Consider the following 13995-nt stretch of genomic DNA (forward strand, 5'->3'; position numbering starts at 1 on the left):
GCCCCGTACCGGATCGACCTGTTGATCGCTGAGCACCAGTTGCAGCTCGATGTTCGGGTGTTGCTCATGGAACAGCGGGATCAGTTTGCCCAAGCGCCGCAAGCCGAACGACATCGGCGCATTCACGCGCAACACGCCGCGTAACTCGCCAATCCCGTCACGTGCGCGCTGCTCGGCCTCGTCCAGGGCGGCAATGACCTCGCGCGCCGCTTCAAAATACTCGGCGCCGGCTTCGGTCAGGTGCAGGCTGCGCGTGGTGCGTTGCAGCAGTTGCACGCCGATGGCTTCTTCCAGCGCCTGGATCTGTTTGCTGACTTTCGAGCGCGGCACATCCATGGCGCGTGCCGCGGCGGCGAAGCCGTTTTCGCCGACTGTCACCACGAAGGCGCGCATGCATTCGATGCGATCCATGATTGTCCCTTTTTTAGAATCAATGATTCTCGATTTTAGGGAATTGTCCCTTTATCTGCCAGCCCCTAAAGTGACATCCAAGCCGACAACAACGCCGACCCCGGCAACGTCGACCAACCCTTACTGACCCGACATCATCGACATCAAAAGGAACGCGCCATGTCTATTCGTGAACTGCTCAACCCAACCAACTCCGCTCTGATCCTGATCGACCACCAGCCACAAATGGCCTTCGGCGTGCAGTCGATCGACCGTCAGACCCTGAAGAACAACACCGTGGGCCTGGCCAAGGCGGCGAAGATCTTCAACGTGCCGACGATCTACACCTCGGTGGAAACCGAGAGCTTCAGCGGTTACATCTGGCCTGAGCTGTTGGCGGTTCATCCTGAGCAGAAGCCGATCGAGCGCACCTCGATGAACTCCTGGGAAGACAAGGCGCTGGTCGACGCGGTCAAAGCCACCGGGCGCAAGAAGCTGATCATTGCCGCGCTGTGGACCGAGGTCTGCCTGACCTTCCCGGCCCTCGAAGCCCTGGCGGAAGGTTATGAGGTGTACATCGTGACCGACGCGTCCGGCGGCACCAGCAAAGAAGCCCACGACATGTCGGTGCAACGGATGATTCAGGCGGGCGCGGTGCCGGTCACCTGGCAGCAAGTGCTGCTCGAATTCCAGCGTGACTGGGCGCACAAAGAGACTTATGAAGCGGTGATGGAACTGGTGCTGGAACACAGCGGCGCGTACGGCATGGGCGTCGATTACGCCTACACCATGGTGCACAAGGCGCCGCAACGGCAGGCCAAATAACCCTGGGCAGAAAAAAACGCAACTTCGGTTGCGTTTTTTTTCCTGCGGCAGCTCCTGCACGGATCGTGCGTTACATGAGGTGTTTTTCAGGCACGGGAATGTGCGCGGAACCCAACACCGCCGGCAACAACCCCGAGCGCAAATCCCCGCCACTCGGTTGCTGATACAGGCTCAAGCCAAACTCCGGCAGCACTGCCAGCAGGTAATCGAAAATATCCCCCTGAATCCGCTCGTAATCGGCCCACGCCGTGGTGCGGGTGAAGCAGTAGATTTCCAGCGGAATGCCCTGCGCCGTGGTCTGCATCTGGCGGACCATGCAGGTCATGTTCGGTTGAATCTCCGGATGACTCTTCAGATACGCCAACGCATACGCGCGAAAGGTGCCGATATTGGTCATCCGCCGACGATTCGCCGACATTGCCGCGACATTACCTTGCGCCTCGTTCCATGCCTTGAGCTCGGCTTTCTTGCGGCTCATGTAGTCGGTCAGCAGGTGCACCTGGGAGAGTTTTTCTTCTTCATCGTCGCGGATGAAGCGCACGCCGCTGGCGTCGATGAACAGGCTGCGCTTGATCCGCCGACCGCCGGACTGCTGCATGCCGCGCCAGTTCTTGAACGACTCGGACATCAGGCGCCAGGTCGGGATTGAAACGATGGTCTTGTCGAAGTTCTGCACCTTGACCGTGTGCAGGGTGATGTCGACCACGTCGCCATCAGCGCCGACCTGGGGCATTTCGATCCAGTCACCGACCCGCAGCATGTCGTTGCTGGTCAGTTGTACGCTGGCGACAAACGACAGCAGGGTGTCCTTGTAGACCAACAGAATAACCGCCGACATCGCACCCAGACCGGAGAGCAGCAACAGTGGCGAACGGTCGATCAATGTGGCGACGATGATGATCGCGCCGAACACGTACAGCACCATTTTCGCCAGTTGCACATAGCCCTTGATCGAGCGGGTACGGGCATGTTCGGTGCGCGCGTAGATGTCCAGCAGCGCATTGAGCAGGGCACTCACCGACAACAACAGGAACAGAATGGTGAACGACAACGCCACGTTGCCGAGAAACGTCATCGCGGTTTTGCTCAGTTCCGGCACCAGATGCAGGCCGAACTGGATCACCAGCGACGGTGTCATCTGCGCCAGGCGCTGAAACACCTTGTTGTGGCGAAAGTCGTTGATCCAGTGCAGTGCCGGTTGGCGTCCGAGCATGCGGCTGGCGTGCAGGATCAGATAACGCGCCACTCGTCCGAGGACCAGTGCGATCACCAATAGAAGCATCAGCGCCAGGCCGGATTGCAGGAACGGGTGCTGTTCGAGGACACCCCAGAGGTCTTGGGCTTTGAGCCAGAGCTGTTTGAAATCCATATGAGCAACGATTCTTCTGTAAGACGCGATGGGCGATTAGAGCATTTAAGACGCCGTGTATTACCGTTGGAGACAAATCGAGCAACAAAAAAGCCACTGATTACGCCCGTTTGTATAAAGAAACTCGGCCTGAGCGCTCGAAACCGGTAACCTATGCAGCTGTTTTTTTGCATATCTTCGAGGTAGCACCCGTGTTTTCCCAATTCGCCCTGCACGAACGCCTGCTCAAAGCCGTGGCCGAGCTGAAATTTGTCGAGCCAACGCCTGTGCAAGCAGCGGCCATTCCGCTGGCGCTCCAGGGGCGTGACCTGCGGGTGACGGCGCAAACCGGTAGCGGCAAGACCGCCGCTTTTGTCCTGCCGATCCTCAACCGCCTGATCGGTCCGGCCAAGGTCCGCGTCAGCATCAAGACCCTGATCCTGCTGCCGACCCGCGAACTGGCCCAGCAGACCCTGAAGGAAGTCGAGCGCTTCTCGCAGTTCACCTTCATCAAGTCGGGCCTGATCACCGGCGGTGAAGACTTCAAGGTCCAGGCTGCCATGCTGCGCAAGGTGCCGGACATCCTCATCGGTACGCCGGGGCGGATGATCGAGCAACTCAACGCCGGCAACCTCGACCTCAAAGAAGTCGAAGTGCTGGTGCTCGATGAAGCCGACCGCATGCTCGACATGGGTTTCGCCGAAGACGTACAGCGTCTGGTCGACGAATGCCCGAACCGTCAGCAGACCATGCTGTTCTCCGCCACCACCGGCGGTTCCGGCCTGCGCGAGATGATCGCCAAGGTCTTGAACAACCCTGAGCACCTGCAGCTCAACGCGGTCAGCCAGCTGAACTCGACCACCCGTCAGCAAATCATCACGGCCGACCACAACCAGCACAAAGAACAGATCGTGAACTGGCTGCTGGCCAACGAGACCTATCAGAAGGCCATCGTCTTCACCAACACCCGTGCCATGGCCGACCGCATCTACGGTCGCCTCGTGGCTCAGGAATACAAGGCGTTCGTGCTGCACGGCGAAAAAGACCAGAAGGATCGCAAACTGGCGATCGATCGTCTAAAGCAGGGCGGCGTGAAGATTCTGGTCGCCACCGACGTCGCGGCCCGTGGTCTGGACGTAGATGGTCTGGACCTGGTGATCAACTTCGACATGCCACGCAGCGGCGACGAATACGTACACCGTATCGGTCGTACCGGCCGTGCCGGCAACGATGGTTTGGCGATCTCGCTGATCTGCCACGGCGACTGGAACCTGATGTCGAGCATCGAGCGCTACCTCAAGCAAAGCTTCGAGCGCCGCACGATCAAGGAAGTCAAAGGCACCTACGGTGGACCGAAAAAGGTCAAGGCCTCGGGTAAAGCCGTTGGCGTGAAGAAGAAAAAGACCGACGCCAAGGGCGACAAGAAAAAAACCGCCGCCAAGACGCCGACCAAGCGCAAGAGCGTCAACCGGCCGAAACCGGACTCGCTGGTGAGCAGCGATGGCATGGCCCCGCTCAAGCGCCGCAAGCCGGCCGCGCCTGCCGCTGAGTAAGGCTTTTCAGGCACGCAGAAAAAACCCGGCACGATGTCCGGGTTTTTTTTCGTCCAGCGTTTATCAGTTTCCTAACAGACCGCTGGTGTCGGCGTCGAAGCGGCGTTTTGCCTGATCTGCCGCCGGTTTCAGCGCGGCGAGCAGGGCGGCCTCGCTGTATAACCGGGTGTCGGCCAGGTCCTTGGGTGTCGGCTCGATCGGGATCAGTACGTCTTCGTCATCTGCGTGCAGCCAGATCGCCACAACGTTGAGCGCCGACACAAACAACACCCTCAGCTCAACGGTCTTGCCTTGCAGGTGCGGCGCTTGCTCCGCCAGTTTCAGCGCCCCTACCGTGGCGGCGGCGAGGTTGCCGTGGTTCAACGAAGCGAACTCGACGTGACCCCGTACTTCGGCCAACTGGGCATCGGCGATCGTTACGTCATCGGCGAACACCAGGTAGTGCCAGTCGCCGATCCGCGCGTTGCGCAGACCTTTGCCGGCGCTCAGGTCATCCAGGCTCAGCGAATAGCCGCGGTAGGCCTCGCTGAGGCTGATCTTCGCCGCTGCGGCGTTGGCGAACTGGCGGTTGGCGCCAAAGCCCTGGGTTTGCAGTGCGGCTTGCAGCGCCGGGCGCAAAGTCTGTACGCCGTTGGAAGGCGCCTTTGGATACGTCAGTTGCATGATGTCGCCCTCCTCAGTTTTTCACGGTGAAATAAGTGTTGGTCCAGTTACCGCCACCGTTGTACGAACGGGGGAAGGCATTCAGTGCACGAGTCGAGTAGCCGTAGATCGAATCCGCCACCAGCACGTAGTCGCCGTTGGTGCCATAGATCGTCAGGAAGTGCGCACCGCCGCCGTACCAGGCGCAGCGCAGGCCGACCGGGCGGCCCATGCTGATCTGGTTCCGAATGGCTGACATCTGCAACGAGCCCTGATTCATGCCGTTGTAACTGCGGGTGATCCGCAGCGCGGTGTCCAGATAGCCGTAGACGTTGCACGGGCCGGGTTGATTGCAGCAGTTGCGATCCAGCGCCGCACTGGCCACCCCGCACTGGGTCCAGGACCCCGTGCCGTAATAGTTGCCGACCGAGGCGGAAACGGCGGCCCAGCACCAATTGGTCTGAGTTTGCTGCTGCATGTTGAAGTTGAGACTGGCGGCCAGGGCGCTGACCTGTTCAGCGGCTTTGGCTTCGACCAGTTGCGGGTCGAGCAAAGCGCCGATAAGGCACCTTGGCAGGGTTTCGCCGGTAAATCGGGTTGCTTCAGTGGTTAACATCTTTCAATCCTCCATGAGTGAAAACAAGCGTCCAGCTTGTGTGGTGTCGCGATGTTGCCGAGCGATCGGTGGCTAACGGTTTTCATCTTCGATGAACGGTGCCGATCTCCTTGCTCAATGTAACCTTAGTCTTGATATGCGTTTGCGCAAGAAAATAAATGCATTAATGCATTTTCAAAGACGGAGAATCGCAGCCTGTGACAACTCCTACGGTGATCGGGGTCGGTGCTGTTGCAGGCTGCGATCCTTGTTTTTCAGCTCTCGGCTTTTTTCTCGGCGGTGCCCAACTCTTTCAACCGCTGATCAATCAACTGGCACTTGTCCGGCAAATCCTTGCTGGCCGTACCCAGGTCCATCTTCTGCAACTCGGCGTTGATCTCCTTGGCCTTGGCCGGATTCTGCTCCGTGAGTTTGGCGACTTCCCTGGCCAGTTGTTCACGCTTGGCAGTGGCTTCTTCCGGCGTGCAGGCCCAGACGGGCAGGGCGCAGGCGAGGGTAGCGGCGAGGGTGAGCTTGATCAGGTTTTTCATCGGGGCGGGCCTCCGGTCCGGGTAAGGCGGGTTAACCGGTGGAGGCCTCGCTGCGATGAAAAGTTCAGTCTGCGCAGGCTTTCAGCTCGTATGGCAGCAACTTGAAGGGGTTTGTCCCTCATACCGATCATGATGCCGCACCCATTCCATGATCTCGTCTTCGTTCCTGCCCTTGGGCGTGAGGTCGAGGTAGTGATAGGCGCCGACCAACATGTCCAGCCCACGGGCATAGGTTGAATAGGTGTGGAAAATCTCTCCTGCCTGATCGCGATAGAACACACTCAGCCCGGGCATTTCTTCTTCGCAGCTGTCAGTTTTTTCGTAGTTGTACGTAGCTTTTCCGGCCTCGGCGTCTTCGGCCCGAGCGCAGACAGCAAAGTCATAGTTGAAATCAGAACCGTCCGACGACACCCAGGCGAATTTCCAGCCCATCCGCCGTTTAAAGTCTTGAAACTCACTGAACGGTGCGTGTGAAACGGCGACCACGGCAATGTCGTGATGAGCCAGGTGCTGGTTGGCGCCGTCGATATGGTCGCTGAGGAACGAGCAGCCCTGGCAACCTTCTTCCCAGCCCTTGGCGAACATGAAGTGGTAAACCACCAGTTGACTGTGTTGGCCGAACAGGTCGGCCAGTTTCAGCTCGCCGTCCGGGCCCTGGAAACGGTAGTCCTTGTCGATTTTCACCCACGGCAATGCGCGGCGCTTGGCGCTGAGGCGATCGCGCTCCCGGGTGAAGGCCTTTTCGTCCGCCAGGTGCTGCTTGCGGGCGGCGAGCCATTCTTCGCGCGACACCACCGGATGATTCTCAACGTTCATGATGATTTCTCCTGCGGGGTTGAAACCGTGTGTTTCAGACTAGTCGTTTAACCCTGGGAGCAATCGACAGACCGCCGGTCGGTCGGCGCGGAAAATGCGGCTGAACGGCTGCGGACGGCCTCGGTCACAACCTATGAACGCGCCAATAATCACGCGCACCGGAGGTTGAATCAGGATGACGACTTATAACTGGGATTTGATTGAGCGCTTGCTGCACGAAGTGCAGAACAGCGCTGGCCACAGTTTTGCCCCGCGGGCCTATGCCGAAGACTATGCGGCGGAGAAAGCCGGCGCCGGCGAGCCGATCGAGAATCTGGATCATCTGAAAACGCTGGCCTGCGAGTATGAGAGGTTGCTGCTGTTGCGTGGCTACATCGCACCGCGTCCGGATGAGGAGGGCAGCACGGGGAACAATTTTGTGCTGACGCCGCGCGGATCGAGCCTGTTGAGTCTGATCGACAGCAGCATTCCCGGTAATGACCATCCGCGCCAGGTGCTGGATGAGCAGGAAGATGCGCTGGCTGAGGCGACGTTCGATGTGGTCGCGTCCAAGGCGCAGATCGCCTGAAGGTCTTGTGTGGGAGCGAGCGAGCCCGCTCCCACATTGGGTCTCTGTTTTTTCAGTTTCTCTGTGCGGCCTTGAGACACTTGAGGTCGTTGAAATCCTTGCGCACTCCCTCGATCTTCTTCAGCAACCGCTGGCGCTGTTGCGGCGTACTGTCGGCCATCAGATCCACAAACAACGCACGCGCCTGGGCTTCGGTATTGGCGTAAGCCTTCTGGTACTCCGGCGTCCATAAACGTTCGCGATTGACCAGAAGCGTTTCGATGCGCTGTGGGAATTCGGCACTGTTGCGCTGGGCCACGGCGGCGCTGAATTGCAGCTGCCAGTGCGCGCGGTTGGCGATCCACTGGGCGTTTTGATCGCCAAGTGCGGTCGACCAGGCCATCACCCGTTGTTCCTGGGTAACGCTCAGCGGGCCCAGCCAATCGGTCAAGCGCTTGTCCATGCGTGCGCCGCGTTCGGCAATCTGCTGGGCCAGCGGGGGTTTGACGTATTCCCGTTCCCGTTTGCGCAGGTCCTTGGCAAAGGCGTCGTTCATTTCCGCGACCTGTTTATCGTCCAGCCCTTGCAGCAGTTCAATGGCCGACGGCGTGATCTGGCGCGCAGTATCGGCGATGGCCTGTTTGGCTTCTGCGGTTCGCGCTTGCAGTGCCGCGTCGCTTACCTGATTGGTTTCAACCATGGTCTGCAAACGATCCAGCCAGTCGAGATAGCCGGGCAATTGCGTGGTGCAGTGCCAGCTCAGGTGGGTCTTGAGGCGTTCGTTGAACCAGTCTTTCTGCTCGCCGTTCATGTCCACGTAGTCGCTGAGCGACCATGGAATGATCACGTCGAGGTTGCGGTACGCGAGGCCGACGCGGCTGCAGGCGCCAAGGGCGAGGGTGAAGATCAACAGTGCGGTAATGTGCTTGAACCAGCGAGACATGGGCGAATCCTTGCGATGGCCAGCCTGGGGAATCTGATTCTTATGTGAACGCAGAATGAACCCGGCAGTTCAGCCGATCAATAGAACGCGCGCGCAGCCTTGAGGGTAACGAGGCCGTCGCACTGGCTGTTGTGCCCGGAATAAGCCGAGCAATCGCTGCCGCTGAGACTGGAGTTGCTGTAGATCAGGTCGAGATCGACGCCCATGAACGGCCGGGACAGTTTCACTGACCAGTCGGTAAAACTGCTGACATACCCACCGTCGACGGCGACCGGCGTGTTCAGTTGGTGGGTGGTGTATTTCATGCTGACACCAATGCCGAACGGTTGATTGCCGCCAAGATCGGCAAACAACGTGTTGTTCTGTTTATCCGGATCGTTGCTCAGGGCCACGCCGAAACGACTGCCGAGCAGCGTCAGGCCACCGAACAGCTCCTGGCTGTCGAGGGTGTCCACTTCGGGATAGCTGTAGTGAATCATCCCGACTTCGTAGCCGAGCGTCTGGTCGAAGGGTTGTTTAAAGCCGATGTAGGAATCGACTTCGAGGTCTTTGCCCGGGGTGATACCCATGCTGGGTGCATATTGGCCGAAATAGAGACCGCTGTTGTGGCTCAGGTCGAGGCCGCCGTGGAACGAGCCGACCGCCGCCGGTTTGACCAGGCCTTGCGCCATACTGCGGGCGGGAGTGGTGCCCAGTTTAAGGTCGAAATCGCCGAGTTCCCGCTGGAAGATCTGCGCGTGCACGGTCGAGCAGACCAGCAGGCCTGCAAGCAATAAACGGGAAGATGTGCGCATGCGTCACTCCATGAACAGCGAGCGCAGGCGGCGGGCCTGCTGAAACGCTTGATCTAGACGCGTGCAAGGATACCGGCGAATGATCGGCATTGATGGCCGTTCGTCGATTACTGAATATTTGCTGTGTAATTTGTTTAAAGCGAGGAGGGTCTGATGCGGTGCCAGTCCAGGCGCTTCGAAGCTCAAAGCGCCTCTGGACGGGTGTAAAACCGGGTGTTACTTCTTGCCCAGGCTGATCTGCTTGGACGGACCGAACGTCTGGCCACTGACGCCTTTGGCAATTTGCTGAATTTCGCCGCCGGACTTGAGGAACGCTGCGATCTGATCGTTGATCGATTCGCTGGTTTCAACGGCTGGAGCTGGCTTTGCTTTGCTGGTGGATGCTTTTACACGCATGGCGGCCATTAACCTGTAGAAAAGTAACTCGGCCAGGCATCGTACAGGAATAACTTGACAATTGCTTGGTAAATATCCCCCGAAATAACCCACTGGGTTACTGCATTATTGTCGATTGATTACTTGGAATATTTGCCTAACCTGCTGTTTTAAATAAGAACATTGATGCTTTTGGGCGCGCTGATATCACGCGGGCATGGACCGCACCCGACTGACGAGCGGCACCTGGCGCGTGCGCAGCCAAGGAAAATCAAGACTCCGCGCAGATTTTGCGCAACGTGCCGATCTGCCGCCCGACGTTGTCGGTAAAACCGGGTAGAATGCCGCCCACGCAATGAGGGTTCTGGAAATGGCTTTAGTCGGGCGTTACAACAGTTTGCAAGTGGTTAAACACACTAACTTCGGTTTATATCTGGACGGCGGTGCCGACGGCGAAATTCTTTTGCCCAACCGTTATATCCCCAAAGATATTCCCAGCGAAGATGAAGACTGGCTCAACGTATTTATTTATCTGGACAGCGAAGACAAACTTCTCGCTACCACGGAAAAACCAAAAGTTCAGGTCGGTGAATTTGCCAGCCTGAAAGTTGTTGAAGTCAACAGCATCGGTGTGTTCCTCGATTGGGGCTTGCCGAAGGATCTGTTGCTGCCGTATTCCGAAGAAAAACGGCAGATGACGGCTGGCGAGTACTGCGTGGTGCACGTCTACCTCGACAAGCACACCCGGCGCATCACCGCCACCGCGCGCCTGGATCGTTACCTCGACAAAACCCCGGCCAACTACAGTGCCGGGCAGGAAGTCGATCTGCTGGTGGCCGAAGCCACCGACATGGGCTTCAAGGCGATCATCAACAACAAGCACTGGGGCTTGATCCACAAGAATGAAATCTTCAAGTTCATGCGTTCCGGCATGCGCGAGAAGGGCTTCATCAAGGAAGTGCGCGCCGACGGCAAAATCAGTCTCAGCCTGCAACCGGTGGGTCAGGAAGCGGCCAGCAGCCTGAGTTCGAAGATCCTCACCAAGTTGCGCGAAAACGACGGCACCCTGGCGGTCAGCGACAAGAGCGATCCGGCACTTATCAGCAGCCTGTTCGGCGTCAGCAAGGGCAACTTCAAGAAGGCCATCGGTTCGTTGTACAAGGATGGCAAGATCGTCATTCATGCCGATCGCATTGAACTAACCTGAGCCTTTCGGAGCCCATGTTGCATGGGCTCATTCGAGGTCGGGTAAATGAAAAAAACGCTGCTTGCTTATATCTCCACGCTGTTGGCATTTCTGCTGCTCGACGGTATCTGGCTCGGCTTGTTGATGGCGCCGACCTATCGCGAGTTGCTCGGTGCGTTGATGCTCGAAAAACCGTTGCTGGTTCCGGCAGCGGTTTTTTATTGCCTGTATGTTTTTGGCTGCGTGGTGTTTGCGGTGTTGCCGGCGGCGACGTGGCAATGGGCGGCGAAGCGCGGGGCTTTGCTGGGGCTGGTGGCGTATGGCACCTATGACCTGACCAATTGGGCGACGTTGCGCGGGTGGTCGGTGCAGGTGACCCTGATGGATTGGGCGTGGGGGACGTTTGCCACGGCTGTGGCTTGTACTGTCGGGTTTTTGCTGACCAGACGACTGCTCAATTCAGCCTCTTGAGCTGGGTTGATTGAGCTGACGTCATCGCTGGCAAGTCAGACTCCCACAGGGTTTTGTGTCGAACAAAGGCTCAGTGAGCAACCGGTCATTGTGGGAGCTGGCTTGCCAGCGCTTCGCGGCGCAGCCGACAACCATCCCCCGCTGACGCAACAGACAAACTGAATGTCTTTTCCAGACGGCTTTTTCTGTCTGGCTGATTGATAATCCCCGACATTGATTTGTGACCATTGGATGGCCTGCCATGTTGTGTGTAATCGAGGTGTTGCCGTGAGTGTCGATCGGCGCAATGCCGATCGTTTTGCCCTGCAGGTGATGATCGGCCTGTGCCTGATCTGGGGCGTGCAGCAGGTGATGATCAAGTGGGCTGCAGCGGACATTGCCCCGGTGATGCAGGCGGCGGGGCGCTCGGGGATTTCCGCGCTGCTGGTGGGCTTGCTGATTTGCTGGAAGGGCGGTTGGGAGCAGGTCGGCAACACCTGGCGTGGCGGCTTGCTGGCCGGTGCGCTGTTTGGTCTGGAGTTCTTCTTCATCGCCGAAGGCTTGCAGCTGACCACCGCGGCGCACATGTCGGTGTTCCTCTACACCGCGCCGATTTTCACCGCACTGGGCGTGCATTTTCTGTTGGCCAGCGAACGCCTGCGGCCGTTGCAATGGTTGGGCATCCTGCTCGCGTTCATCGGTATTGCGATAGCCTTCGCCGGCGGCGTGTCGTGGGATAACCTCGACCACCGCATGCTGCTCGGCGATGCCTTGGGTGTGCTCGCGGGCGCCTGCTGGGGGGCGACCACTGTCGTAGTGCGTGCCTCGCGGCTGTCGGAAGCGCCGGTCACCCTGACCCTGTTCTATCAGTTGATCGTCGGCTTCCTCGGCCTGTTGTTGATCGCGCTGTTCAGTGGCCAGATCAGCCATGTCAGCCTGACACCCGTGGCAGTGGCCAGCGTGCTGTTCCAGGGCCTGGTGGTGTCGTTCTTCAGTTACCTGATCTGGTTCTGGCTGCTGCGCCGTTATCTGGCGGCCAACCTCGCGGTGTTCTCGTTCATGACGCCGCTGTTCGGCGTCACCTTCGGCGTGTTGTTGCTCGGCGAACCGCTGAGCGTGAACTTCGTCATCGGCGCCGTGCTGGTGTTGCTCGGCATCACCTTTGTCAGCGCTGAGCAGTGGGTGCGTCGGCGTTTGCGCAAAGCGCTCGGCCAGGGTTAATCGAGTGCATGGCCAGCCCGCCGGCGATCAGCAAACCGCTGCCGGCGATCACCAGCGCGGGATGCAGGCTGGCGCTGAAATGTGTGCTCAGCGCCGCCAGTAACGGACCGCTGAGCTGACCGACGGCAAAGCAGGCGGTCAGCAGGCCAGCGTTGCGCTGGGTCGCGTGGGGCGCCAGCTCCCGCGAGCGCTGCATGACCAGTTGCATGCACGCCAGAAACGGTGTGCCGCAAAGCATCACGCCGAGTGCCAGGCCGAGACCGCTGCCCAGCAGACAGGCAAACACCCCGGCGGCCTGCAGCCACAACGTCGCCATCAACCAGTGCCGCGTGGTCTGCGGATCGTGCCGGCGCAAGCTCACCAGTACCACGCCGATCGCGGCGCCGAGACCGAAGCACGGCCAGAACAGATCCGCCTGCCACTGTCCGTGAAACTGCGCGTTGGCCATCTGCGAAAGAAACGTCGCCGGGATGATGTAGCCGATGCCGTACAGGGCGTAGATCACGCCCAGACGCCCGATGCCGCGATGCGAGGCGCTACTGCTCGCCGCAGTGACCGCTTGCGCCGCGACCGGCTGCGGCAGAAGCCGCCAGACGCCCAGCATCATCAGCAGTGCGGCCGCTGCGTATATCAGCCACAACGTCGAAGATGTTTGCTGCAACAGATGTGAGATCAGTGCCAGCAATCCCGTCAGAACAATCCCCAGACCCGGCCCGGCAAAAACCAGCGCTCCGAGACGCGGGCGACCCGCTGCCGCCGCCAGGGGCTGACTCAGTGAAGTGATCATCACCAGCACCCAGGCACTGGCCACCCCGGTGCCGAAGCGCAACATCAGGTGTGACCAGAAACCATTGGCCCAGAACGATGCCAGGGTCAGCAACACGCACAACCACAAGCCGCCGTGCAGACGCCGCTGCACCTGTTGCGGGCGATGGGCGAACATCGCATCCACCGCACCCAGCAGGTAACCAAGGTAATTGGCCGCCGCAATCAGACTGGCGGCTGTCAGGTCGATCTGGCCTTCGCTGAGCAGGTGCGGCATTTGCGGGGTGAGGGCAAAACGGCCGATGCCCATGGCCATCATCAGGGCGACGAAGCAGGCGGATAAGCGAATCAGTGGCGACATGGTCGGGATTCCGTTGAAGGATCAATGACCGTCAGGCTAGGACTGATTGACTTTCTTTAAAATTGAATAATAGTGAGTAACTTGTTCAGTTAAGGAGAAGGCTTGTGGAGTTCAGCCAGCTGCGGATTTTTCAGGCGGTCGCCGAAGAAGGCTCGATCACCCGCGCCGCCGAACGCTTGCACCGAGTGCCGTCGAACCTGTCGACGCGCCTTAAACAGCTGGAAGAACAGCTGGGCGTCGAACTGTTCGTGCGTGAGCGTCAGCGTTTGCAGCTGTCGCCTGCGGGAAAAGTCCTGCTGGACTACACCGGCAAGCTGTTTGCCCTGCGCGATCAGGCCAGTGCGGCGGTGATGGGCGGGCAACCGGCCGGCGACTTTGTCCTCGGTACCATGTACAGCACGGCGGCGATTCATCTGCCGGCCCTGTTGGCGCGTTATCACAAACAATACCCGGCGGTGAACCTGCAGGTGCAATCGGCGCCGAGCGGCGAATTACTGGAAGGTTTGCTGACCGGGCGCCTCGACGCCGCGCTGGTGGACGGCCCGCTGGAACTGGCCGGGCTCGACGGCGTGCCGCTGTGCGAGGAACGTCTGGTGCTGATCACCGAAACCGATCACCCGCCGGTACGCAGCG

General features: G+C 59.3%; 16 protein-coding genes and 1 pseudogene. 7 read left to right on the plus strand and 10 right to left on the minus strand.

Annotated features, from left to right (window positions below; all coding sequences use genetic code 11):
- The coding region (locus tag DBR24_RS14600) for a LysR family transcriptional regulator (RefSeq protein WP_146189050.1) at window positions 1–411 on the minus strand (411 nt) is incomplete at its 3' end.
- A 159-nt stretch (window positions 412–570) separates the two neighbouring features.
- Here DBR24_RS14600 and DBR24_RS14605 point away from each other — a divergent pair.
- On the plus strand, window positions 571–1215 hold the full coding sequence (locus tag DBR24_RS14605; protein WP_123465571.1) for a hydrolase: 645 nt from the start codon (window positions 571–573) through the stop codon (window positions 1213–1215).
- A gap of 70 nt (window positions 1216–1285) precedes the next feature.
- Here the strand turns inward: DBR24_RS14605 and DBR24_RS14610 are convergent, their stop codons facing one another.
- A complete protein-coding gene (locus DBR24_RS14610) occupies window positions 1286–2584 on the minus strand; it encodes a mechanosensitive ion channel family protein (protein WP_123465573.1) in 1299 nt (432 codons plus the stop codon).
- A gap of 191 nt (window positions 2585–2775) precedes the next feature.
- On the opposite strand from DBR24_RS14610, the gene DBR24_RS14615 reads away from it, so the two are divergent.
- On the plus strand, window positions 2776–4116 hold the full coding sequence (locus DBR24_RS14615) for a DEAD/DEAH box helicase (RefSeq protein ID WP_123465575.1): 1341 nt from the start codon (window positions 2776–2778) through the stop codon (window positions 4114–4116).
- Window positions 4117–4179: 63 nt separating this feature from the next.
- On the opposite strand, the gene DBR24_RS14620 is transcribed toward DBR24_RS14615, so the two are convergent.
- The 4 genes from DBR24_RS14620 to DBR24_RS14635 form a co-directional block, all read right to left on the minus strand.
- Window positions 4180–4779: a hypothetical protein gene (locus tag DBR24_RS14620; RefSeq protein ID WP_128615117.1), complete on the minus strand. Its 600-nt coding sequence runs from the start codon at window positions 4777–4779 to the stop codon at window positions 4180–4182.
- A 13-nt stretch (window positions 4780–4792) separates the two neighbouring features.
- Entirely contained in the window at window positions 4793–5374 is a 582-nt protein-coding gene (locus tag DBR24_RS14625; protein ID WP_128615118.1) for a papain-like cysteine protease family protein, read from the minus strand.
- A gap of 254 nt (window positions 5375–5628) precedes the next feature.
- On the minus strand, window positions 5629–5904 hold the full coding sequence (locus DBR24_RS14630) for a hypothetical protein (RefSeq protein ID WP_123465581.1): 276 nt from the start codon (window positions 5902–5904) through the stop codon (window positions 5629–5631).
- A gap of 81 nt (window positions 5905–5985) precedes the next feature.
- Complete coding sequence (locus DBR24_RS14635; RefSeq protein WP_128615119.1) at window positions 5986–6720, minus strand: thioredoxin family protein; 735 nt, start codon at window positions 6718–6720, stop codon at window positions 5986–5988.
- Window positions 6721–6895: 175 nt separating this feature from the next.
- Here DBR24_RS14635 and DBR24_RS14640 point away from each other — a divergent pair, with 175 nt between their 5' ends.
- A complete protein-coding gene (locus tag DBR24_RS14640) occupies window positions 6896–7288 on the plus strand; it encodes a transcriptional regulator (RefSeq protein WP_128615120.1) in 393 nt (130 codons plus the stop codon).
- A gap of 52 nt (window positions 7289–7340) precedes the next feature.
- On the opposite strand, the gene DBR24_RS14645 is transcribed toward DBR24_RS14640, so the two are convergent.
- The 3 genes from DBR24_RS14645 to DBR24_RS14655 form a co-directional block, all read right to left on the minus strand.
- Window positions 7341–8210 (minus strand): DUF6279 family lipoprotein, encoded by an 870-nt coding sequence (locus DBR24_RS14645; RefSeq protein ID WP_128615121.1) that lies wholly within the window; start codon window positions 8208–8210, stop codon window positions 7341–7343.
- Between the two features lie 77 nt (window positions 8211–8287).
- On the minus strand, window positions 8288–9004 hold the full coding sequence (locus DBR24_RS14650; RefSeq protein WP_123465589.1) for a TorF family putative porin: 717 nt from the start codon (window positions 9002–9004) through the stop codon (window positions 8288–8290).
- 216 nt (window positions 9005–9220) lie between these two features.
- Window positions 9221–9409: a hypothetical protein gene (locus DBR24_RS14655; RefSeq protein WP_016985943.1), complete on the minus strand. Its 189-nt coding sequence runs from the start codon at window positions 9407–9409 to the stop codon at window positions 9221–9223.
- Window positions 9410–9749: 340 nt separating this feature from the next.
- On the opposite strand from DBR24_RS14655, the gene DBR24_RS14660 reads away from it, so the two are divergent.
- From DBR24_RS14660 to DBR24_RS14670, 3 genes are all read left to right on the plus strand, one after another.
- Window positions 9750–10586: a S1 RNA-binding domain-containing protein gene (locus DBR24_RS14660; protein WP_123465591.1), complete on the plus strand. Its 837-nt coding sequence runs from the start codon at window positions 9750–9752 to the stop codon at window positions 10584–10586.
- A 45-nt stretch (window positions 10587–10631) separates the two neighbouring features.
- Window positions 10632–11036, plus strand: coding sequence for a DUF2177 family protein (locus DBR24_RS14665; RefSeq protein WP_123465593.1), 405 nt, complete (start codon window positions 10632–10634; stop codon window positions 11034–11036).
- Between the two features lie 267 nt (window positions 11037–11303).
- Window positions 11304–12236, plus strand: coding sequence for a DMT family transporter (locus DBR24_RS14670; RefSeq protein WP_128615122.1), 933 nt, complete (start codon window positions 11304–11306; stop codon window positions 12234–12236).
- Here the strand turns inward: DBR24_RS14670 and DBR24_RS14675 are convergent.
- Window positions 12181–13362, minus strand: a complete 1182-nt coding sequence (locus tag DBR24_RS14675) for an MFS transporter (RefSeq protein ID WP_128615123.1) — start codon at window positions 13360–13362, stop codon at window positions 12181–12183. The two genes, DBR24_RS14670 and DBR24_RS14675, sit on opposite strands and share 56 nt — an antisense overlap.
- Before the next feature lie 155 nt (window positions 13363–13517).
- Between DBR24_RS14675 and DBR24_RS31045 the strand changes: the two are divergent.
- Window positions 13518–13995: pseudogene (locus tag DBR24_RS31045) on the plus strand (LysR family transcriptional regulator); the annotation flags it as partial.

Source organism: Pseudomonas sp. HMWF006, assembly GCF_003061205.1.
GTDB classification, from domain to species: domain Bacteria; phylum Pseudomonadota; class Gammaproteobacteria; order Pseudomonadales; family Pseudomonadaceae; genus Aquipseudomonas; species Aquipseudomonas monsensis.